17 protein-coding genes are annotated in these 21,823 nt (G+C 67.9%); 10 read left to right on the plus strand and 7 right to left on the minus strand.

Going from position 1 to position 21,823, the window contains the following annotated elements:
- Positions 1 to 139: 139 nt before the first annotated feature.
- The 5 genes from J0A91_RS07250 (at position 140) to J0A91_RS07270 (ending at position 6,819) form a co-directional block, all read left to right on the plus strand.
- Complete coding sequence (locus J0A91_RS07250) at positions 140 to 1,471, plus strand: chymotrypsin family serine protease (RefSeq protein ID WP_069204346.1); 1,332 nt, start codon at positions 140 to 142, stop codon at positions 1,469 to 1,471.
- A 212-nt stretch (positions 1,472 to 1,683) separates the two neighbouring features.
- A complete protein-coding gene (locus tag J0A91_RS07255) occupies positions 1,684 to 3,675 on the plus strand; it encodes an acyltransferase family protein (protein WP_150126847.1) in 1,992 nt (663 codons plus the stop codon).
- Complete coding sequence (locus J0A91_RS07260; RefSeq protein ID WP_069204348.1) at positions 3,672 to 4,556, plus strand: DUF6492 family protein; 885 nt, start codon at positions 3,672 to 3,674, stop codon at positions 4,554 to 4,556. The genes J0A91_RS07255 and J0A91_RS07260 overlap by 4 nt, the downstream gene beginning before the upstream one ends.
- Positions 4,556 to 5,617, plus strand: coding sequence for a glycosyltransferase family 4 protein (locus J0A91_RS07265; protein ID WP_069204349.1), 1,062 nt, complete (start codon positions 4,556 to 4,558; stop codon positions 5,615 to 5,617). Before J0A91_RS07260 ends, J0A91_RS07265 begins: the two co-directional genes overlap by 1 nt.
- Positions 5,614 to 6,819 carry a glycosyltransferase gene (locus tag J0A91_RS07270; protein ID WP_069204350.1) on the plus strand — a complete coding sequence of 402 codons (1,206 nt, stop codon included), beginning with the start codon at positions 5,614 to 5,616 and terminating at the stop codon, positions 6,817 to 6,819. Before J0A91_RS07265 ends, J0A91_RS07270 begins: the two co-directional genes overlap by 4 nt.
- Here J0A91_RS07270 and J0A91_RS07275 read toward each other — a convergent pair.
- Positions 6,742 to 8,037, minus strand: a complete 1,296-nt coding sequence (locus tag J0A91_RS07275; protein ID WP_069204351.1) for a DUF1972 domain-containing protein — start codon at positions 8,035 to 8,037, stop codon at positions 6,742 to 6,744. The two genes, J0A91_RS07270 and J0A91_RS07275, sit on opposite strands and share 78 nt — an antisense overlap.
- A gap of 415 nt (positions 8,038 to 8,452) precedes the next feature.
- Positions 8,453 to 8,737, minus strand: coding sequence for a hypothetical protein (locus tag J0A91_RS07280; RefSeq protein ID WP_150126848.1), 285 nt, complete (start codon positions 8,735 to 8,737; stop codon positions 8,453 to 8,455).
- Positions 8,738 to 8,874: 137 nt separating this feature from the next.
- On the opposite strand from J0A91_RS07280, the gene J0A91_RS07285 reads away from it, so the two are divergent.
- The 5 genes from J0A91_RS07285 to J0A91_RS07305 all read left to right on the plus strand — a co-directional run bounded on the left by J0A91_RS07285 (position 8,875) and on the right by J0A91_RS07305 (position 15,441).
- On the plus strand, positions 8,875 to 9,450 hold the full coding sequence (locus tag J0A91_RS07285) for a polysaccharide biosynthesis/export family protein (protein WP_069204352.1): 576 nt from the start codon (positions 8,875 to 8,877) through the stop codon (positions 9,448 to 9,450).
- 97 nt (positions 9,451 to 9,547) lie between these two features.
- Complete coding sequence (locus J0A91_RS07290; protein WP_069204353.1) at positions 9,548 to 10,942, plus strand: outer membrane beta-barrel protein; 1,395 nt, start codon at positions 9,548 to 9,550, stop codon at positions 10,940 to 10,942.
- Between the two features lie 45 nt (positions 10,943 to 10,987).
- Positions 10,988 to 13,120 carry a GumC family protein gene (locus J0A91_RS07295; RefSeq protein ID WP_069204354.1) on the plus strand — a complete coding sequence of 711 codons (2,133 nt, stop codon included), beginning with the start codon at positions 10,988 to 10,990 and terminating at the stop codon, positions 13,118 to 13,120.
- A 39-nt stretch (positions 13,121 to 13,159) separates the two neighbouring features.
- Positions 13,160 to 14,449, plus strand: coding sequence for a hypothetical protein (locus J0A91_RS07300; RefSeq protein ID WP_150126849.1), 1,290 nt, complete (start codon positions 13,160 to 13,162; stop codon positions 14,447 to 14,449).
- Complete coding sequence (locus tag J0A91_RS07305) at positions 14,446 to 15,441, plus strand: glycosyltransferase family 2 protein (RefSeq protein WP_069204356.1); 996 nt, start codon at positions 14,446 to 14,448, stop codon at positions 15,439 to 15,441. The genes J0A91_RS07300 and J0A91_RS07305 overlap by 4 nt, the downstream gene beginning before the upstream one ends.
- Here J0A91_RS07305 and J0A91_RS07310 read toward each other — a convergent pair.
- The 5 genes from J0A91_RS07310 to J0A91_RS07330 form a co-directional block, all read right to left on the minus strand.
- Entirely contained in the window at positions 15,416 to 16,486 is a 1,071-nt protein-coding gene (locus tag J0A91_RS07310) for a glycosyltransferase family 4 protein (protein WP_069204357.1), read from the minus strand. The genes J0A91_RS07305 and J0A91_RS07310 overlap by 26 nt on opposite strands.
- 83 nt (positions 16,487 to 16,569) lie before the next feature.
- Complete coding sequence (locus tag J0A91_RS07315) at positions 16,570 to 17,475, minus strand: glucosamine inositolphosphorylceramide transferase family protein (RefSeq protein ID WP_069204358.1); 906 nt, start codon at positions 17,473 to 17,475, stop codon at positions 16,570 to 16,572.
- A gap of 14 nt (positions 17,476 to 17,489) precedes the next feature.
- Positions 17,490 to 19,472 (minus strand): acyltransferase family protein, encoded by a 1,983-nt coding sequence (locus J0A91_RS07320; protein WP_069204359.1) that lies wholly within the window; start codon positions 19,470 to 19,472, stop codon positions 17,490 to 17,492.
- The gene (locus J0A91_RS07325) at positions 19,472 to 20,776 is read right to left on the minus strand and encodes a polysaccharide pyruvyl transferase family protein (RefSeq protein WP_150126850.1); all 1,305 of its coding nucleotides are present in this window, start codon (positions 20,774 to 20,776) and stop codon (positions 19,472 to 19,474) included. Before J0A91_RS07325 ends, J0A91_RS07320 begins: the two co-directional genes overlap by 1 nt.
- Positions 20,777 to 20,814: 38 nt before the next feature.
- The gene (locus tag J0A91_RS07330) at positions 20,815 to 21,699 is read right to left on the minus strand and encodes an N-acetylneuraminate synthase family protein (RefSeq protein ID WP_069207127.1); all 885 of its coding nucleotides are present in this window, start codon (positions 21,697 to 21,699) and stop codon (positions 20,815 to 20,817) included.
- Positions 21,700 to 21,823: the final 124 nt, after the last annotated feature.

Consider the following 21,823-nt stretch of genomic DNA (forward strand, 5'->3'; position numbering starts at 1 on the left):
AAAATTTCGATATTATTTTTAATTCGCTTAGTGCTATTCAATAAATTTGGAGAGCGCGGTGGCGGATCGGGAGAGAGCTTAACGAGTAAATGAGAATCGATACGGTGCATCGCGCCCGCCACCACGCTACGGCTCCACCGTGACCCGCCTGATCCTCGCTCTCCTCCTGCTCACCCTATCAGGCTGGAGCGCCACCGCCGCCGCGCAGATCGTGCCGCCGCCGCTGGCCGCGCCGGTGGTCGCCTTGCCGTCTCCCGTCTCGCCCGCAGCCCCGCCGCTGCCGGGCGCGCAAAGCGACAGTCAGGCGTTGCTTCAGGACGGCGCCGAATACGCCCGCCAATATGACGTGCCGATCGAGGAAGCGATCCGGCGGTTGCGCGCGCAGGCCGCGAGCGTGCCGGCGACCGATGCGCTGGCCGAGCGGTTTCGCGCGCGGCTCGCCGGCATCGCGATCGAGCATCGTCCGGCCTATCGCATCGTCGTCACGCTGACCGGCACTGCGCCGGTGCCGCCCGAGTGGATCGACGCGGGCGGGATGCTGGTGCCGGTGGTGTTCCGCACCGGCGCGAAGGCGACGCGCGAGCAGATCGTATGGGCGATGACCAACCATCAGGCCGCGATCCGCGCCGCCTTGCCCTCGCCGCCGAGCATGGGGCTGGACCAGCGTACCGGCGAACTGGTGGTGACGATCGGCACTGCCGACCCGGCGGCGCGCGCGGCGATCCAGCGGCGGATCGCGGCGATCGTCGGCGTGCCGGTGCGGATTCGGCTGATCGAGAGCCGCGACACGGATTTCGCGCCCGAGGGCGGATCGCGCGTCGATGGTCTCAACCCCGGTGACGATCGCCGCTATCTCTGCACGACCGGGTTCAACGTCACCGACGGCGCGCGCTTCGGCATCACCACCGCCGCGCATTGCCCCGACGATCTGCGTTACCGCGAGCCGGGCGGGGGAATCGTCCCGCTCGTGTTTTTGGGCCAATGGGGCTGGGGCTATCAGGACGTTCAGATCAACCTCAGCGCGGCGCCGCTGTCGGCCTTGTTCTTCGTCGATGCCGCGCGCACGATCGACCGGCCGGTCACCACGCAGATCGGGCGCGGCTCGACCCGCAGCGGCGACTTCGTCTGCCACCGTGGCGAGCGCACCGGCTATAGCTGCGCGCTGGTCGAGCTGACCGATTTCGCGCCGGCGGGCGATCTGTGCGGCGGCGCGTGCCTGCCCAATTGGGTGACGGTGGCCGGGCCGACCTGCCTGGGCGGCGACAGCGGCGCGCCGGTGTTCAGCGGGACGGCGGCGTATGGCATCCTGAAAGGCGGGAGTTACCGGCGCGACGGGAGCTGTGCGTTCTATTTCTATATGTCGGTGGACTATCTGCCGGTGGGGTGGTCGCTGGTGGGCGTGGCGAGCGGCGGCAGGGATGCGGGCGCGCATCCCGTTAGCGAGCGCTGGGGCACGGTGACGTTACCCTGAACCGTTCGCACTGAGCTTGTCGAAGTGCGCGCCCCCCAGCGAAGCACCTGTGGCACGTGCTTCGACAGGCTCAGCACGAACGGGGGAGGGCGGGCGATGCGATCGCGCTGTTGTGACAAAGGCCGCAATTCCGTTGCGCCGGCGTCATGTTTCGCTCGCCAGCATCATGGTTAATGCCCTAGTCTCGCCCGCGAAGATTGGGGGGCTGATCTTTGCGCGACGGACGAACGATGGCGGGCGGCGTGGGGGCGCGGGCCGGGCATATCGCCGGGATCGACGGATTGCGCGCGCTGGCGGTGCTGGCGGTGGTGGTGTTCCATCTCGACGCGCGCTGGCTGCCGGGCGGGTTCGTCGGGGTCGATGTGTTCTTCGTGATCTCGGGGTTCGTCGTCGCGCATTCGGTGGCGGGGGTTCGCGCCCGTAGCTTCGGGGCGTATTGCGCGGGGTTCTACCGGCGGCGGTTCCTGCGCATCCTGCCGGCGCTGTACGTCTATGTGCTGGTGGTGGCGCTGGCCGGCGTGCTGCTGCTGCCGACCGCCGAGGTGACTCGCTTCGTCGAGCTGACCGGCGCGGCGGCGGTGTTCGGGCTGAGCAATGTCGCGTTGCTGTGGAAGGCGGGCGACTATTTCGCGGCGGCGAGCGATTACAACAGCTTCACGCAGACCTGGTCGCTGGGGGTGGAGGAGCACTATTATCTGCTGTTCCCGGCGGTGTCGTGGTGGCTGATGCGCCGGCCGCAAGGGGGCCGGGCGCGCTGGTGGGGGATCGGCGCGGTCGGGCTGGCGTGCGCGGTGTCGCTTGGCGCGGCGTGGTGGTTCACGCAGCATTGGCGCGCGTTCGCGTTCTTCCTGCTGCCGGCGCGGTTGTGGGAGCTTGGCATCGGCATGCTGCTGCGCTGGCTGGGCGAGCGGGTGGTCGTGCGCGGGGGCGCGTGGTGGTCTGGCGTCGCGCTGGCGGCGCTGTTGCTGAGTTTCGGGGTGACGCGCGAGGATGCGTTTCCGTGGCCGGGGGCGCTGCTGCCGTGCGTCGCGACCGTGGTGCTGCTGGCGGTGCTGTGGCGCGGCGGCGGCGGGTGGCTCGCGCGGGTGCTTGGCGTGGGCGTGCTGCGCTGGGTCGGGGCGATCAGTTACTCGCTGTATCTGTGGCATTGGGGCGTGGTGGTGCTGATGCGCTGGACGGTGGGGCTCGATACGCTTGCGCTGAAGGCGCTGGCGGTGGGGCTGATGCTGGCGCTGGGGGGGGCGAGCTATCGCTGGGTCGAGGTGCCGCTTCGGCGCGATCGGCGGTTGATGGGGCTGGAGACGCCGGCGTTCTTCGCGGGGTTCGCAGTCGTGGCGGTGGTGGTCGCGGCGGCGTGTGTGGGGCTGCTGTATGCCAAGCCGTGGATTGGGCTGGCCGCATCGAACGACGCGGCGGTGTGGAACCCGGCGTTCGTCCCGGCGGCGGGCGCCTGCGCGGTGGCGCGCGGCACGGTCGATTTCGGGAGCGGGTGGCGGGTTACGTATCGGCCCGCCTGCGCGGCGGCTGGCGCGCGGCGGCTGTTCGTGGTCGGCGATTCGCATGCGGGGGCCTATGCGTTGCTGCTGCATGAGGTGGCGGCGCGGGGGATGCCGGTCGATCTCTATACGGCGGGCGGGTGCCGGGTGATCGATGTCGACGATGCCGTGCTGCCGCCGGGCTGCGCGGCGTTCCGCGCGCGGGCGCTGGCCGAGGTGCGCGCCGCCGCGCGGTCGGGCGATGTGGTGTTTTTGCCGGGGCTGTATACGCCGCTCTACCGCACGCTGTGGGATGGCGCGGCGCTGCGCGATGCCGGGGAGGCGCGGATCGCCGAGTCCGAGGCGCGGCTGCGGGCGGTGCTGGGGCGCGGCGTGACGGTGATCGTCGAGGCGCCCAAGCCGGTGATGCCGACCGCGCTGTTCCGCTGCGCCGACTGGTTCAACCGCGGGAGCGGCTATTGCCGGCCGGGCTGGCACGTGCCGCGCGCCGAGGCCGAGGCGCGCCGCCGCCGGCCGCTGGCGGCGCTGGTGGCGATCCGGCGTGACCTGCCGGGGGTGCGGCTTTGGGACCCGCTGCCGGTGCTGTGCGGCGCGCGGTTCTGCGACGGCTATCGCGACGGCAAGCCGATTTATTATGATGCGCATCATCTGAGCGCAGCGGGCAACCGGCTGCTGGTGCCGGCGTTTCTGGGCGTGCTGGGGCGATGAAGGCGGCGATCATCACGCCGACCTATCGCAACGATCTGGAGATCGTGCGGGGGTTGTGCGCGTCGGTCGATGCGTTCGTGGGGGCGGACATCCACCATTATCTCGTCGTGCCGCGTGGCCAGTATCGGCTGTTCGCCGACCTGAACGGGCCGCGCCGGACGGTGACGGTCATCGAGGACGTGCTGCCGCGCGGCTTCTTCAAGCTGCCGTTGCCTGCGCGGCTTCCGTTCACCGGCCGAGCGTTGCGCGAAGGGTGGGTGGTGCCGGGCCGGTGGCGGGTGAGCGGGTGGATCATCCAGCAGATCGTCAAGCTGAGCGCCGACCGGATCTGCGATGCCGAGCTGTTGCTGTTCATCGACAGCGATGTGCGGCTGTTGCGGCCGATGGACGCGGCGCTGTTCCGGCAAGGCGATGCGGTGCGCTTCGTCCACAAGCCGGGGCTGGGCGCGGACCAGCCGGCGCAAGGCGCGTGGAGCCGTACCGTCGGGCGGCTGCTCGGGATCGAACCGCAAGCCTATTATGGCGCGGATTATGTCGGCAACATCATCTCGTGGCGGCGCGATACCTTGCTGCGGCTGCAGGCGCGGATCGCGCGCACGACGGGTTTGCCGTGGCAGGTCGCGGTCGGGCGCGAGCCGCTGTTTTCGGAATATATGGCTTATGGGGTGTTCATCGATCATGTCGAACGCGGCGACGGCCACGCGCGCACGCCCGAGAGCCTGACGCTCAACTCGTGGAATTACGCGCTGTCGCTGCCGGGTGAAGAGGAGCGATTTCTCGCCGACTGGCAGCCGCATCATATCGGCGTGCTGCTGCAATCGACCGAGCGGCTCGCGCCCGACACGCGCGAACGCATCATCGCCGCGCTGGCGGCGCGGTGATGACCGATGACGTGACGATCGGCGTCGACGCGCATGTGCTGACCGGCAAATATCAGGGCACGCGCTCGACGCTGACCAATTTGTTGCGCGCGCTGGGCGGGCGGATCGGCACGCGGCGGCTGATCGTTTATGCGGACGATCCGGTGACGGCGCGGGCGGCGGTCGGGGTCGAGGCGTTCGAATATGTTGCGCTGCCGGCGCGGGGCGCGGTGCGGCGGCTGCTGGAGTTCCCCCGGCTGTTCCGGCGCGACGGCGTCACCATCGGGGTGTTTCAATATATCGCGCCGCTCGCCGGGCGGCATGCCGTGTTCGTCCACGATATCCTGCCGCTCACCCACCCGCGCTATTTTCCGCTGGCGATGCGGCTGCGGATGCGGGTGTTCGGCGCGCTGGCGATCCGGCGCGCGGGCGTGGTGCTCGCCGTCAGCGAGGATACGCGCGCGGCGGTGGAGGCGCGCTTCGGGGTGCCGCCCGAGCGGCTGCGCGTGGTGCTGAACGGGCCGTCGTTTTCGCCGTCGGCCTATGATCGCGCCGAACCGGCATCGCCGCGCTATATCCTGACGGTCGGGCGGATCGAGCGGCGCAAGAATGTCGGGCTGTTGATCGACGCGTTCCGTTTGGCCGACCCGGCCGACGTGCGGCTGGTGATCGTCGGCGCGGTCGATGCCGGGTTCGGCTTCGCGATGCCGCGCGATCCGCGCATCGACCTGCGCAGCCATCTGCCCGAGGACGAACTGATCGCTGTGTATCGCGGCGCCAGCCTGTTCGTCTATCCGAGCGCGGCCGAGGGGTTCGGCCTGCCGCTGCTCGATGCGACGTTGTTCGGCATCCCGACGATCGCCTCGAACCGGACCGCGCTGCCCGAGGTCGGCGGCGATCTCGTCCGCTATTTCGATCCCGAGGCTGAGGACGCCGTGACGACGCTCGCCGGGCTGATCGCCGGGCATTTCGCTGCGTCGCCGGTTCCGGCGCCGGATGCGGCGCAGCGGCGCGCGCAGGCCGAACTTTTCTCCTGGGACCGCGCCGCCGCCGCCTTCCTCGCTGCGATCGACACGCGATGAGCGGCAAGCGCCTGATCGTGCTGACCAGCGATCTGCCCTGCCCGCCGACCTATGGGCACAAGGTCGATCAGTATCACCGCTGGCGTGCGTTCGCCGCGCGCGGCTGGCGGCTGCGGCTGATCTGCTGGCGCTCGCCGCTGGATGCGCCCGCCACCGCCGCCGATGTCGATGCGCTGCGCGACGTATTCGAGGCAATCGATATCCTGCCGATCGCGCACAGCCCCGCCGCCTTCGCGCGGCGGCTGGCGCGGCTGTGGCGCTACCCCAGCCATGTCGCCGCGCGCGTGCCCGATGCGGCTACGCAGGCGCGGCTGATCGCCGAGGCCAAAGCGTTCGGCCCCGCCGCGATCGTGCTCGACGGCATTTATGGCGGCGTTGGCGGTGAGGCGCTCGCGCGGGCGTGCGGGGTGCCGGTGATCGTGCGCGGGCACAATATCGAACATCTGTATTTCGCGCAGCAGGCCGCAGCCACGCGCGACCTGCGCTCGCGGCTCGCGTGGAGCATCGCGCGCTTCGGGCTCAAGCGGTATGAGGAAGGGCTGCTCCGGCGCGCAGCGTGGACCTTCGATATCTCCGCCGACGACGTCGCGTACTGGAAGCGGCGCGGCATCGCGCGCATTTCGTGGGCGCCGACGGTGTTTTCGGGAGACCGCGCGGTCACACGTCTGCCGCCTGCCGAAAAGCGCTGGGACGTTGCCTATATCGGCAACCTGCGGCTGCCCAACAATCTGCGCGGGATCGCGTGGTTCGTCAGCGATGTGATGCCGCATCTGCGCGCGTTGCGCCCCGGCATACGCTGCGCCTTTGCGGGCGCCGATCCCGGGCCGGCGGCGCTGGCGCTGTTCGTGCAAGCGCCGGATATCGACCTCATTGCCAATGCGCCGAGTGCGGACGATGTGCTTTGCAACGGGCGCGTGCTGGTCAACCCGATCCTGTCGGGCAGCGGCGTCAACGTGAAGTCGATCGACATGCTGCGCTATGATGCGCCGATCGTGACCACCTCGGTCGGCGCGCAGGGCTTTGCGCCCGAGGTGGCGGGGCAGTTCCGTATCCACGACGATGCCGAGCCGTTCGCCCGCGCCGTGGTCGCGGCGCTCGCCGACCCGTATCCGCCGGCGGGACGTTCAGGCGTGCGCAGCCTGTTCGGCGAAGATGGCATTACCGAACAGGCTGCGCTGATTGCGCGCATCGCCGGCATATGAGCTGCGCTGCGACCACGCTTCGATCAGCTGCTCATACCCCGACAGCACCTTGTCCCAGGTGAACGCCGCCCGCCACCGCGTCACCGCCGCCGCGCGCAATTCGACGCGCAGCGCCTCGCAACTGACCAGCCGGTCGATATGGTCGGAAATCTGGTCCTCCGAGGCGAAATACAGCCCCGCCCGGCCCGCCACCCACCGATTGAAGCGGTTGTCGTGCGCGATGATCGCGTTGCCCGCGCCGAGCGCTTCGACCAGCGACGGATTGGTGCCGCCGACCTGATGGCCGTGCAGATAGGCGATGCTGTGAACCCGCAGCGCATCGACGATGCGCCGGTCGTAGATCGCGCCGGGCATGACGACCTCCGGCCCCGCCGCATTCAGCACCGCCGCGTGATAGGGGATGGCGGGATCGTAGGCGCCGAGCACCAGCAATTTCAGGCCGCGCCGCCGGCGCGAGAAGGCGCGCACGATCTCCAGCACCGAATTCTCCGGCTCGGGGCGCGCGATCAGCGTGAAGAAGCCGCCCGGCTCCACCCCGAGACCGGCGAGCGGCGCGGCCGACATGTCGAGCAGCCGATCGCTGCCATAGGGAATCACGATCATCTTTTCTGGCGACACATGGCTGGCGAGATGGTCGGCGATCGCCGGATGATCGGCGATGAGCGTGTTGCCCGCGCGGGCGGCGAGCCGCTCGTTGATCCAGAGGAAGGCGCGCGCGGGCGCGGAATATTTGGCGCGCTTCCACTCCAGCCCGTCCATATTGACGAGGTTCACCCGGCCACGCGTGCGCAGATACGCACTCAGGAAGCCGGTATTATAGCCCAAGGTCAGGATCGTGCCGGGGCGTCTGAGCGCGTCTGCCGCCGCGCGGATGTCGAACTCGATGGTTCCCCATGCAGCACCGGCGTGAACGGGGATGTGGATGCGGCGGACGCCCTCCCACATATCCTCCTCGCGCCGCCCGGTCGGCGAGCCCTGGCAGTAGACGGTGATATCCCATCCGCGCGCGCTCAGGTGCCGCGCGAGCCGGTCCGCGAAGGTCTCGAAGCCGCCGTGTGTCGCTGGCACACCGCGAATGCCGAGAATGATGAGCGACCGGCGCGGGGCGCGGCCCGTGGCCGGGGCCGTTCGGTGCGGCTGCCACGCCAGGACGGCATCGTCATCGTCGTCGCGCGCATGGGCGCGTGCGCGCCCGATCTGCCGCACCAATCCCGTCATGCCGTCGCCCGGTACAAAGATGCGGTCTGCACTATGCGCTGCCAGCCGCGATCCATCAAAGATGCGTGCTCCATAACGATCACCTCCGCGCAGATCATGCGCCTTGCGATGGGTCGATATCGGGAAATGCGAGACGCGAGATCTACTCGCCGCACAGGAACGCGTAGCGACGATTCGAAGTATGCTTGCCGGTTCTTCTCACGTCAAATGGGTAAATGACATTTTCGTTATCTTTTAAGATGTGCGCTGCAATGCGGAATCGGCTGGCCGTCGATCACTTTGCGCTTTAAGGCGACGATGGCTCGGCTACGGAGGTGCGACAGGTGATAGGACGCTCGACTCTGGGTGCGGCGCGGCGGCGGCTGGGGCGGCTGCGCTTCGGTGCCTGTCGCGGCCTTTCGCCTCGGTTTTGGGGTCACGCCGCGCGCCGGGCACGATGCTCGATCGTTCCGACCCGTTCGCGGGGGTCGACGAGCGCGATCTCGCCAATGGCCGGCTGTTCGCCGGGCCGCTCAACGATCGTCCCGGTACCGCAACAATTATGTCGCAGCGCGGCATGCCTCGATTGATCGTGCTTGGACGGGGTTGCGATCGATATCGTGTGGCGGGAACAGAGGACGTGAGCACCGCGACGCCGAATATCGTGCAAGATGTTCGGCGTTTTACGGTGCCTGTATTGCGGCGCGTCCCGGTACATCATCGAAATTCCTCGGATCGGCGGGGCTTTACGCGACGAACTGACGTGTGGCGGGGCCGCGCATATTGCCTGACAGCCGCGCCTGTGTCAGATGTTGCACAGCACAAGCCGCGCCGCAGAGCCGTGTGAAGGGAGCTTAAGTGGGTATCCGATCAGCGATGTTGTTGTGCGTCTGCGCGTTGTTGGCGGCGTGCGGAGGCAGGGGTGCGGAGGTCATCTCGACCGGTGACCGTTACGTCTCCAACCGCGCCGTCGTCACCGATTACCGGCTGGGAATCGGTGACAAGGTGCGTCTCACGGTGTTTCGCGAGCCCGACATGTCGGGCGAGTTCACGGTCGGGCCGAACGGCACCGTCGCGTTGCCGCTGATCGGCGCGACGCCGGCTGTCGGGCGCCGGGTCGAGGAAGTCGCCGCCGAAGCGCAGGCGCGCTATGGCGACGGCTATCTGCGCAGCCCGCAGGTCAACATGGAAGTCACCGGCTTCCGTCCGTTCTTCATTCTCGGCGAAGTCACCGCACCCGGCCAGTTCCCCTATTCGATCGGCCTGACCGCGTTCAACGCGATCGCGACCGCGCAGGGGTTCACCCCGCGCGCCGACCGCTACATCGTTCACATCCGGCGTGAGGGCGCGACGGTGGAGGAGAATTACCAGCTCACGCCGGATCTGCGGGTATATCCGGGCGATACGATTCGCGTCGGAGAGCGCTTCTTCTGATCGGTCGATCGGGAGAGTGCTGGTCTTGCCGCATGTGCGGTGACGATCGTTCAGGGAGACGCGGGTTGATGGGATTGCGTTTGGCTCCCGAAGGAAGATGCCACCGCTCCGCCTGGGCGTGCGGCGCTTCGGCGCGCATCCTGGCGTGTTGCGGTGCGGGAGCGTCCGGGGGCTCATGACCGTGTCCGCCAAATCGGTGAATCGGGGGTGGCGCCTCCTGCTGTGCGCGGCCGTGCCGGCGTGCGCGATCGTTCCCGCGCGCGCGCAGGTCGGCGAATCGCTGCTGTTGCCGCCGGTGGTGCCGCCGGGGTTCAACCGCGGGCGCAACCAGAGCGTGGTCGAACTGCCGCGCCGGGCGTTCGACCCGGTCGGGATTCGCATCGGATCGTTCAATCTGCTGCCGTCGATCCAGTCCGGCGGCGGCGCGACCAGCAACACCTATTACACCGCCGAGCCGACCGCCTCCGCCTTCATCTCGACAACACCGAGCGCGACGTTGATCTCGCGGTGGAACCGGCACGAGCTGCTGGTTTCCGGTACGGGCACGTTCCGCCAATATATCGGTCAGTCGCGTCGCAACGAGGCGACATGGCAAAGCGATGTGCGGGGGCGGGTGGATCTTGGGCGGTTCAGTTCCGTTACGGTCGAAGAGATTTCGACGCAGGCGAACGAAAGCCAGTTTTCCGGAGAAGTGACGCCGACGGTCGCAGCGATTTCCCGATATCGCCGTGATTTCGTGAGTGTGCGCGGCGTCAATCAGGTCGGGCGGACCCGCACGACATTGGCCGTCGATTACGCATCGTTTCGTTTTCAACCATTGCCGTTGCTGGACGGTGAAACGCGCGACCAGTCGAACCGCGACCGGAACATCGCACGTGTCACCGGCCAGTTCGAATACGCCCTATCGCCTAGCCTTGCCTTCTTCGCGCAGGGTTCCTTCGCCAACCAGGCCTTCAAGACCGAATTAAGCCCCGGCGTGCCCAACCTCGATTCGGATGGGCTTCGCGCACTCGGCGGGATCAACTTCGATTTGCCGGGCAAGGTCCGCGGGTCGCTCGGCGTCGGCTATACCCGCCAGACGTTCGAGGCTGCGCTCTACAAGCCGGTCGGCGGCGTGTCGCTCGAGGGCAGGCTCGAACTCTTTCCATCGCGACTGACGACCGTCACCTTGGGCGCGCGTCGCTCGATCGAGATTACCAGTCTGGGCATCAGTGGCGCCTATTGGGACAACCGTGTCAGCACGCGAGTCGATCGGGAGGTCTGGCGCGGCATTCTGGTGAACGCGACCGGTGAATATTCTCGACAGAATTATGTCCGTACCGGACAGAATGCGAATGCGTACCGGCTCGGCGCTGGCGCACGGTATTTGTCCTCGCGCAAGGTGGTGCTCGATGGTTCGCTCAGTTACAGCAATCGCAGCGCAACATCGGGCGTACTTGGCAGCGGTTACGACGAAGTACGGGGCGAGGTGGGGTTGACGTTCCGGATCTAATACTTTCCCGGGACAGAACGCTTCTAGCAGGATAACAGGACGCTTATGGAAGTCAGACAGGAAGCCGGTGAGTCCGAAGCGCAGCTTGCGGATATCATCCAGATGGTCCGCGACACCGTCATGCGTCGGTGGCTGCTGCTGCTTGTCGTGTTCGCGGCGGTGGCGGTGCTGGGGATCGTCGCGGTACAGTTCCTGCCGGTCTCCTACACCTCGACGGCGAAGGTGCGAATCGATCCGTCGCTCAACCCGCTCGCCACCAAATCGGCGGACGGCAAGGCCGAACTGACCCCGGAAGCGATCGACACCGAGGTCGCCTCGGTGCAATCGCCGACGATCGCGCGCGCGATCGTGCGGCAGTTCCACCTCGATCGCGATCCCGAATTCGCCAAGGCCTTGCAGGGGGGCGGACCTGGTCTTACGACGGCGTCCGATCGCGAGAGCGTGCTTGCCGCCGCGCTCCTCAAGAAGCTGAACGTTTCCCGCGAAAAGCTGACCTACATCCTCGACATCAGCTTCACCTCGGCCGATCCGATCAAGGCCGCCAAGTTCGCCAACGCGTTCGCGCAGGGCTATATCGACGCCAAGACCGGCAACAAGGCCGGCACCGCCGAACGCCAGTCGCAATGGTTTGAGCGTCGGCTGAAGGAACTGGCCGACGATGCGCGCAATGCCGACGCGCAAGTCGCCGATTACCGCGCTAAGGCGGGGATCGTCGAAAGCGACGGCGGTGGCGCGAACGGCAGTACGATCGTCGACCAGCAGATCACCCCGCTCGCCGGCTCGCTCGCTCAGGCGCAAGCCGATGCGGCGGCGGCACGGTCCGATCTCGATGCCGCGCGCACGCAGATGGCGCATGGCAGTCGCGACTCGGTCGGTGTCGTGCTCAATTCGGCGACGGTGCAGGCATTGCGCAGCCAGCGTTCCGACATCGTGCGCAACCTCGGCGAAATCCAGGTTCGTTACGGCGAGAAGCACCCCGAGACGCTGCGCGTGCGCGACCAACTTGCCGCAGTCGATGCGCAGCTTCAGAACGAGACGCGGCGTGTGATCTCCGCGCTGACCGCCACCGCCGCGTCCACGCAAGCACGCGTCGCGAGTTTGCGTGAGTCGATGGGGCAGCTCGAAACGCGGCGTGCCGGCGATACCCGCAACGCGGTGATCGCCGAAGGTCTCGAGCGCGAGGCGACCGCCAAGCGTGCGCTCTATGATCGCATGTCGCAGATGGCGCTCGACAGCATGCAGGCGGCGCGTGTGTCGCTGGCGCAGGCGCAGATCGTCGAGGTCGCGCAGGCGCCGTCACGGCCAACCAGCCCGAACAAGCCGCTCTTCTATGTCGCCGCTTTGGTGCTCGGTCTGATCGCCGGCGGTGCCACGATCGCGGTGCAGGAACTGATGTCGGGCACCTTGCGCTCGGCGGAAGACGCCGACCGCACGCTCGGCCTGACGATGCTCGCGGCGATCCCCAAGGTCGCCAAGGGCGTCAACCCGGCCGATCTGCTCATCACCGAGCCGACCTCGTTCTTCTCGGAATCGCTGCGCATCGTCCGCGCCGCGGTGCTGGGCGTGCGCGGCCAGGCCGCGCCCAAGGTGATCGCGCTCACCTCGGCGCTGCCGAGCGAAGGCAAGAGCACCACCGCGCTCGCGTTCGCGCGCACGCTCGCGATCGCGAACGCCAAGACCCTGCTGATCGAGTGCGACGTTCGTCGCGCGGTCATGCAGCGCATGGTCAAGGGCGCGCCGCCGCGCGTCGGTCTGGTCGAAGTGATCCACGGCGACGCGCAACTCGACGAGGCGATCCTGCCGGGTGACGTGCCGGGGCTCGACCAGTTGCTCGTCGTGTCGCGCTATTTCAGCTCGGAGGATCTGTTCGGCGGCGGCGCGATGGAAAATCTGCTCAATACGCTGCGCGGTCGCTACGATCATATCGTGCTCGATCTGCCGCCGCTGATGGGTCTCGCCGACGGCCGCTTCCTCGCGGTACTGGCGGACGCGACGATCATGGTGGTGAAGTGGGATGAGACGCCCGCCTCGGCAGCCTCCTCGGCCGTCAACTGGCTTCGCGCCGACGGCAGCAACCCGATCGGCATGGTCTATTCGATGGTCGGCCAAGGCGCCGAATCGGTCGGTGGCCTGTATTATTACTCGCGCAAATACGCCGAATATTACCGGAGCGCGTGACGCGCTCGCGCGCCGGGCGGCGTGAACGGGTGCCGGATCGTGGCACGCGCTGACCGCGGCCCGGCGCTCACCGGGGATCTGTTGCGCTACGCGCTGGCGCTGGCCGGGCCGGTCGGCTCGGCCGGTGCGCAATTCCTGCTGTCGCTGGTGTTGTTGCGGCAGGTCGATCCGGCGGGGTTCGGGCGCTTCTCGTTCCTGCTGATCGCGGCGCAGCTCGGCTCGGCGATCTGGTCCGCCTTGTTCTGGGCGCCGCTGCCGCTGGTGCTTAGCGCAGCCCGCGACGAGGGTGTGGACGATCCGGCGCGAACCATGCTGTCCGCCAATCTGTGCGGCGTGCTGCTCGCGGCCTTGCCGTTCGCGCTGGTCGCGCGCGCCGTTGGCGAGGGCTGGGATGCGGTTGCGCTGTTCGCCGCCTTCGCCGCGCTCGCGCTGCTGCGCGGGTTCGCGCGCGCGCTCGGCTATGCGCGCGCGCAGCAACGCCGCGTGAGCGGATCGGACCTGCTCTATAGCGTCGTGCTGCTGATCGGCACCGCGCTGCTGTTTGCTGGCGTCGTGCGCGGCACTGGCGGCGCTTTTGCGGTGTTCCTTGTCGCGACGGTGGCGGGGTTGCTCGCCTTCGGCCCCGCCGTTCTCGTCGAGCAGATCGCCGCGTTCAGCCCGGCGCATCTCGCCAACTATCGCAGCGTGTGGCGCGCGCATGGCCGCTGGTCGCTGCTCGGCGTGGTGACGTCCGAGGCGACCGTCAACGCGCATGCCTATCTCGTCACCGGCTTCCTCGGTGCGGGCGCGTTCGCGCCGCTGGCGGCGGCGGCGATTCTGATCCGGCCGATCACGGTCATCTTCAATGCTCTGACCGAGTTCGAGCGGTCCCGGATCGCGCGGGCGATCGGTGCGGACGATCTCGGCGAGGCGCGCCACGCGGTGCGGTTGTTCCGCGCGATCCTGCTGCTAAGCTGGCTTGGTACCGCCGTCGCCACCGCCGCTTTGTTGTGGTTCGATCCACGGCTGATCTATCCGCCGCAATATCACCGGCACATGCTCGCGATCGGCGCGGCGTTGTGGATGACGACAGCGCTGTTCCGGGTGGTGCGGATTCCCGATGGCACTTTGCTTCAGGCCGGCGGCGCGTTCCGGCCGCTCGCGCTGGCGAGCCTGTGGTCGGCGTTCGTCTCGGTCGCGGCGGTCGCGGCGCTGCTGCTGATCGCGCCGCCTTTGTGGTCGATTCTCGGCGTTGCACTCGGCGATGCGGTGTGCGCGGCGCTGATCCTGCGCGCGGCGCGGCTGTGGTATGGGCGCGCCGCCTCGCCCACGCTATCACCCACGCCATGAAAATCGCGATCGGCATCAAGGCGCTCAACGAGGCGACCAAGATCGAGGCGGCGCTGCGCAGCGCGCTCGCCGCTGTCGAACCTTATGGCGGCACGGTGCTGCTTGCCGACAGCGGTTCGAGCGACGCGACCGTCGAGATCGCGCGCAGGCTGCCGGTCGTGGTCGTCCAGCTCGCCAATCGCGACGAACGATCGTGCGGCGCCGGCGCGCAACTCGCCTTCCAGCATCTCGATGCCGACTATTTCTGCCTGATCGATGGCGACATGACGCTGGTGCCGGGCTTTATCGAGGCGAGCCTCGCGTATCTCGACGCGAATCCCGATGTCGCGGGCGTCGGTGGGCAAGTGATCGAGCGCAATCTCGAGGCCGAGGAGTTCCAGATCCGCGCTGCCGCGATGGCACGCGAGGCGCATCGCCGCGCCGGCCCGGTCGATCGGCTCGATGGCGGCGGGGTGTATCGGATGCGCGCGATTCGCGAGGTCGGCTATTTCTCCGATCGCAACCTCCATTCGTTCGAGGAGTTCGATCTCGCCGCGCGGCTGACCAGCCGTGGCTGGACGCTGGTGCGGATCGACGTGCCGGCGGTCGAGCATCGCGGCCATTCGGGCAACGGCTATCGGCTGCTGCTGTACCGGCTCACCTCGGGGCAGATGGGCGGCGCGGGCGAGGTGCTGCGCGCGAGCATCGGCAAGCCGCATTTCGGGCTGGTCGTGCGACGGCTCGGGCATGTCCGCAAGGCGGTGGTGATCGCAGGCTGGTGGCTGTCGCTGGTGCTTGCGCTGTGGCGCGCGCCGGTGGTTGCGGCGGCGCTGGTGATCGTGCCGGTCGCGTGGCTTGGGTGGCGGCGCGGATCGCTCGCGCTCGGGCTGTATTCGTTCGCGATGTGGAACGCGCTTGCAGTCGGGCTGATCGGCGGGCTGTTCCGGCGGCGCGTGCCGCCGACGCGGCCGCTCGCCTCGGTCGCGTTCACGCGGTTGCCGCCGGCTCCATAGCATCGATCGCGGCGGCGAGCGTCGCGACGCAGGCCGCCCAGCTATAATCCTCGCGAACGCGCGCGCCCATCGCGGCGCCGCGATGGCGCAGATCGTCGAGACGGTTGGCTTCGAGCCAGGCTTCCGCGTCGGCGACGGCTGTGTCCGGGGCGACGAGATGGCCGTCATAGGCCGAGGTCATCGCGCGCACGCCAGCCATGTCGATCGCGATCGGGAGCGTGCCGGCGGCCATCGCTTCGAGCACGATCAGCGGGAAACTGTCGAGCCGCGACAGGTGGACGAGGATGTCGGCGTCCCCCAGCGCGGCGATCAATGCCGGGCCATCGAGCCAGTCGGACAAAGCGATGTGGGGCTTGAGGCCGTTCGCTTCGATGCGGGCGTAAAGCTCCTGCATCAACGCTTCGTCACCGCGTCCGATGATCCGCGCGGTGAAGGGCACCCCGGCGCGGTCCAGCGCGGCGCACAGATCGACGATCGCGAGACTGCCTTTGCCCTCTGAGAGCCGGCCGGCGTGGATCAGCCGCAGCGCGGGCTCGGTGGGTAGCGCGGCGGGGGGCGTGAAACTCTCCGGCGGCAGGAAGGTGCGGATCGTCGAACGCGGCACATGCGCGGGCAGGTCGATCTCGGCGTCCTGCCCGTCGAACAGCAGGGCGATCCGGTCGGCGCGCGCGGCCAGCGTGCGGGACAGCCAGCGCAGTACGGCGATGCGTTGCAAGCGGCTGTTCGCGCCGAGATGCAGCGTCACCAGCACGCGGATGCCGAGCGCCTTGGCGAGCAGCACGAACAGCAGATCGGGCAGATTGGCGGCGTTGAGCCACAGCACGTCGATCGGCACGCGGTTGGCGCGGCGGAACGCGTTCAGCGCGCGCAGGAAGCGCGGCAGGCGCGCGGGATTGAGATGGCCGCTATGGGCTTGCAACCAGAGGACATCGCACGCCTGCCAATGCGTCCGCACCGCCTCGAGCGCGCGGGCGCAGAAGATTTCGACGCCGCCGGGGTCGCGCGTCGAGCCCCCGACGATGCACAGGCGTTTTGCGGGTGTCACGGGTGTCTGGTCACGATGGGGCGAGACCGGGGACGCAGCGCGCGAGGACCATGCTCGTCCAATAGGGGGTTCACCGGGGTTGCTCAAGCGCGGCCGAGCAGCCGGTTGAGCTCGCGTTTGGGGCGCAGCATCAGCCCCTCGGCGGAGACGGTCATGCGCTTGACGTCGACCAGAGTCGCCGGTCCCGCCGCCGAGAGCGTGTGCAGCCCGGCGCCGAACGGCGCGGCGGCGAGCGGAGCGGTGAAGCGGGTGCCAGCGCGCGCGGCGAAGCGAGTCTCGTCGAGCGTCTCGATCTCCAGCAGCGTGACCGCGCCGCCATAGGTGCGCGAACAGTCCTGCACCGGCAGCAGGATTCGCCCGTCGGCGGTGACGATGGGCGTGCCGCCGGGGCGCGAACTCGCGCGGCCGGTCCGCACCGGATTGGCGGGATGCGGGGTCCACGGCCCGGCGAGCCGATCGGCGAAGGCGATGTTGAGCGCGCTCATTCCGTCCTGTCCATGTGCGGTCGACGTGTAGAACAGCCACCAGCGGCCTTTGTGCCACAGCGGCGTCGCATCGACGGGCGCGGGATCGACGGTGATGGTGAGCGCCGGCTCCCAGCGATCGGGGAAGGCGACCGCACGGTAGAGGGTGAGGCGGCCCGACTGGTTCGCCTCTGGCATCAGCCAGGTTTCGCCCTCGGCATCGAACACGACCGGATAGGACAGATGCCACGGCTCGCGCAGCACCGGGCGCTGCTCGACGAAGCGATATGCCGCGTCGAATACCAATACATCGATCGTGCCGACCGGGTGGCGATAGTCGAACGTCTCGACGAACACGTACAGCAGCCCGCCGCGCCAATAGCCGAACGGATCGGCCTGAAAGCGCAGGCTTTCGAGACCCGGCGCCCAGTGCAGCGGCAGGCCTTCGAGCGTGCCGCGCGCGACGATCTCGGCCAGCGGCAGTGGTATGATCAGCGGGTGCCAGATGTCCTTTGCGAGGCGCATGACCGTCTTCCCGGCTATCGCGCCTGTGCGGCGAGGACGTGGCGCGCGCCGGCGGCGCTGACATGATTCTCGTCGCGGAAGAACAGCGTCTTGCCGATGCCGGTCCCGCAGTGCAGCCCGGTGCAGAGCCGCTGGAGCGCGTCGACATATTCGGCGCCGGTCTGCGCGGCGAGCGTGCGCAGGATCGTGTTCGCCTCAGGGATTTCGCGGCGCGTGGTGAGATCGGCCTCGCAATGCTGGGAATCGTCGCCGCGCCAGGCGGCGCGCGCCATGCATTTGGGCGCGGATACGGCGAATTCGGGCGTCGGGCCGATCAGCGTCACCATTTTGCCGGCGTGGCGAAGCCGAACGATCATGCCGCGCACCGAGACGATGAAGGCGTGGCGGCTGGTCGCGCTGTCGATCGGCTCGCCGGGGTGAAGCTGGAGATAGCCGTTGGTGGTGCCACCGCCGCCGGGGCCGAGGAACTTGCCCCAGCGCCCCGAGATATAGACGTGGCCGATCGCCGGATCGGCGACGATGCCGGCAAGAATCGCGTTGTTGAACGCCGCGCACGCATCATTGCGATCGCCGACCTGATCGAGCTGAATCGCGCCGGCAAACGGCGCGCAGCCGTTCTTGGTGATGCTGCGCAAAGTGAGGCTACGCGCCTCGAGTTGCGCCGCGAGCGCGTCCTTCATTTGCAGCGCATGCGAATCGCCCCACAGGACGATGCTCGGTTCAGGGTTGGCGGGGGCAAGACAGGGCCGCATTACCGCGGCCGATACGGTCGGCCCGACCAGCCCGCAGCCGGGCAGCGCGCGATGCGGGAGCGACTTCGATACCGTATCGTACTGGCGGGCGAGCGGTGGCAGGCGCTGCGGCAGGCCCTTCGCCGCCACCAGCACGCCGGCGACAGCAGCGACCACCGCCATCGCGGCTACGCCCGTCGCGGCGGTACGGCGCTGCGTGGCGACGTCGCGGTCCCGCACTTGCCGGAACGGTTGTTCGATATAGCGCCACGACAGGATCGCCAGCAGCAGCGATGCGACGAGCGCGGCCACCGCCTCCACCGTCGAAAGCGGGCGGCTGAGCGCGAGCTGTGACAGCGACAGGATCGGCCAGTGCCACAGATACAGCGAGTAGGAGACCAGCCCGATCCCGACCAGCGGCGACCACGTCAGCAGCCGGGTCGCCGGGCCATCCGCCTGCCCGGCGTAGAGCAGCAGGGCGGTGCCGAGGCACGGCACCAGCGCCGCGAAGCCGGGGAAGAGTATCGAATCGTAAAAGAACACCACAGCATAGGCGATCAGCGCGAGACCGGCGACGCCGCCGATCGCCAGCCAGCGGTGATGGCGCGGCGCAGGCGGCGGCAGCAGCACCAACGTTGCGCCGATCAGCAGTTCCCAGCTTCGCGACGGCAGCATGTAGAAGGCGCTGGTCGGCGATTTCACCGTCAGCCACTGCGACAGCAGCAGCGACGCCACCAAAGCGATCAGCACGATGGCGAGCGCGGCGCGGCGCGGCAGCTTGGCGAGCACCAGCACCACCAGCGGCCAGAGGATGTAGAATTGCTCCTCCACCGCCAGCGACCACGTATGCAGCAGCGGCAGATCGATGTTGGGATCGCCGAAATAGTTGGTCGTCTTCCAGAACCAGATGTTCGACGAGAACAGCACCGCCCACAGCAGCGACCAGCCGTAGGAATACAGCTCCGACGGCAGCAGGATGACCAGCGCGGCGAGCGTGGTCGCGGCCAGCACCGCGATCAGCGCCGGGAAGATGCGGCGGATGCGGCGATCGTAGAAGCCGAGGATCGAGAACCGCCCGGCAGCGGCGCTGCGGAACAGTACCGACGAGATCAGGTAGCCCGAGATCACGAAGAAGATATCGACCCCGACGAACCCGCCCGGCAGGCCGAGCCCGGCGTGGAACAGCAGCACCGGCACGATCGCCAGTGACCGCAGTCCATCGATGTCGCGGCGGTGGTGGAGGAGCGGTGTTGCCGCCCGCTGCATCACGGCCGCGTCTCCAAAAGGTCCAGACATTGTGCCGCATCGGCGGCGAGGCGCTTCGAGACGTCGAGAATTTGCGCTCGGCGCGTATCGCCTGCCGCGAGCAGGTCTCTCGTCTGCCGCACGATCGTTTCCACATCGTCGTCCGACGGAAAGGCGCTGAATTCGCGCGGGTCCGCGTATTCCAACAGGGTCTGGATGCTCAGCGTCTTGTGCGAGTTCGAGCCGAGGAACACGCACGGCGTTCCACCCAGCGCGGCCATGATCGAGGGGTGCCAGCGCCCCGAGACGAACGCCCGCGCGTTTGCCAGGATCGCGGCACCGGCCAGGATCGGCGTTTCCAGCGGGAGCAATTCGACGCCGGTATCGGTGGCGACGTCGATGAGGAACCGGTCGCCGCCGCAGGTCGGGATCAGCAGCAGCGGGACGCCGACCGCCTTCAGTTTTCGCACCATGTTGGTGTAGGTCGATCGTGCGCGCGCCGGATCGCGCGCTGCCAGCGAACTCCCGCTGATCGCGACATATGCCCCGGAGGCGACCTTGGGCGGCACATGGCCGGTATGTTCGAAAAAGGGGAGCAGTCGTTCGATCGCTGGGCGCGCCGGGCGGTCCGAATGGGTGAAATGATAGCGCCACGTGAACAGCGCGTCCGGCAACATCGTTGCGCGCACCGCTGGCATGTGCGCTTGAACGAACGCGTAGGATGCCGGTTCGCGGACCACCACGGCGGCGCTGTCAGCGAGGATGCGTGCCGCGACATCGACGGTCGGCTGGTGAATGCCGTCGATCGGGCATTCCGACAGCATCGCGTTGAGATAATAGACCGGCTTGCCGCGCGTCTGCGCCAGCCGGCAGACGGTGAGGATGTAGAGCAATTTCTGGCGCGGCGGGGTGGTGAAGATCAGGTCGCCCTCGCCATTCACCGCGATCGCATCGCACGCTTCGACGGCGTCGAACAAGGCTCGCGCGAACGGCGAATAGGCGCGGGCACGATCGATATTGTCGATGTTGCGGTCGAGATCGAGCGTCAGGCCGACCGGATCGCCGAGCCGTTCGAGCAGGCCGAGCACCGCCGCGCCGACGACCGGAAGCTTGCGGAGCTTCTTGCGGTAGAGCCTTTGCGCGAGCGGGCCGTAGAGCGCGTCGCCGATCCTGTCGGACACCGGATAGCGCGCCTCGATCATCTTGCCGGTTACGGCCGCGATGACCTCATGGTCGCGCGCAAGCAGTTCCCGCAGCGCGATGCTCGTCGCCCGGCACCCCCAGTTGATACGGTCGCTGTTGTCGCCAACGTAGAGAAGCTTCATGCCGGATGCGACGCGCTGAACATTCTCGGCATCGACGGTCAGGCGGCCTTTACGGCGTTGGGCTTGGGGCGCCACTTGAGCTTGTCGCGCTGGACCTGCTCGACCGGCAGGATCTCGGTCGACTTGTAGCGCAGCGCCGCGCTTACCGCGCGCGCGTCGCGGCTCAGCCGGCGCAGGCCATCGGGTTCGAGCGAGGCGGCGTGATCGGTGCCCTTCCAGGTCCGGTCGAGCGTGAAGTGGCGCTCGATCCACGACACGCCGAGCGCGACCGCCGCCATGTCGGCGGCGATGCCGAGGTGATGGCCCGAGAAGGCGATCGACTTGACGCTGTCGCCGAACTTTTCCGTGAGCCGGGTGATTTCGAGCAGGCACAGATCGTCGAACGCGACCGGATAGCCCGAGGTGCAGGCGTAGAGCACGACATCCTTGGCGCGGCCGTTCTTGAGGAAGAAATCGACGATCTGCTCTTCCTCGGCCTGCGTGGTCATGCCGAGCGAGAGGTGGATCTCACCGTCGAAATCACTGGCGAGCACGCCGAGCATCTCGAAGTGGAGGTTGCAGGCCGAAGGCACCTTGAGCAATTTGGGCGCGAGCGTCGCCATCTCGCGCGCCGAGGTCGTGTCCCACACCGAGGTCGAATATTCGATGCCGAGCGACTCGCAATAGTCCTTGAGCTCGCGGTGCTGATCGACGTCGAATTCGAGATATTCGCGGTGCGCGCCATAGGTTTCGCCATAAGCGTTGGCCGGGTTCGGGTGCGGCGCGTTATACTGCTGTTCGGTCAGCAACTCGCGGTTGTTGCGCTTCTGGAACTTGACCACATCGGCCTTGGCATAGTCCGCCGCGACCTTGATGAGTTCCTTGGCGATCGACATCTCGCCCTTATGGTTGCAGCCGACCTCGGCAATGACCTTAACGCTCATCAAGCACTCCTGCGACTGACGCTCACCATCGCGCGGCATGAAGGAGGCATCCTCCACGCAAGCAAAACGCGCCCGATCCATAACGTTATGCCGGATCAGCGCCCCGCACGCGGCATCCAAGCTT

The organism is Sphingomonas panacis (genome assembly GCF_001717955.1).
Taxonomy (GTDB): Bacteria; Pseudomonadota; Alphaproteobacteria; order Sphingomonadales; family Sphingomonadaceae; genus Sphingomonas; species Sphingomonas panacis.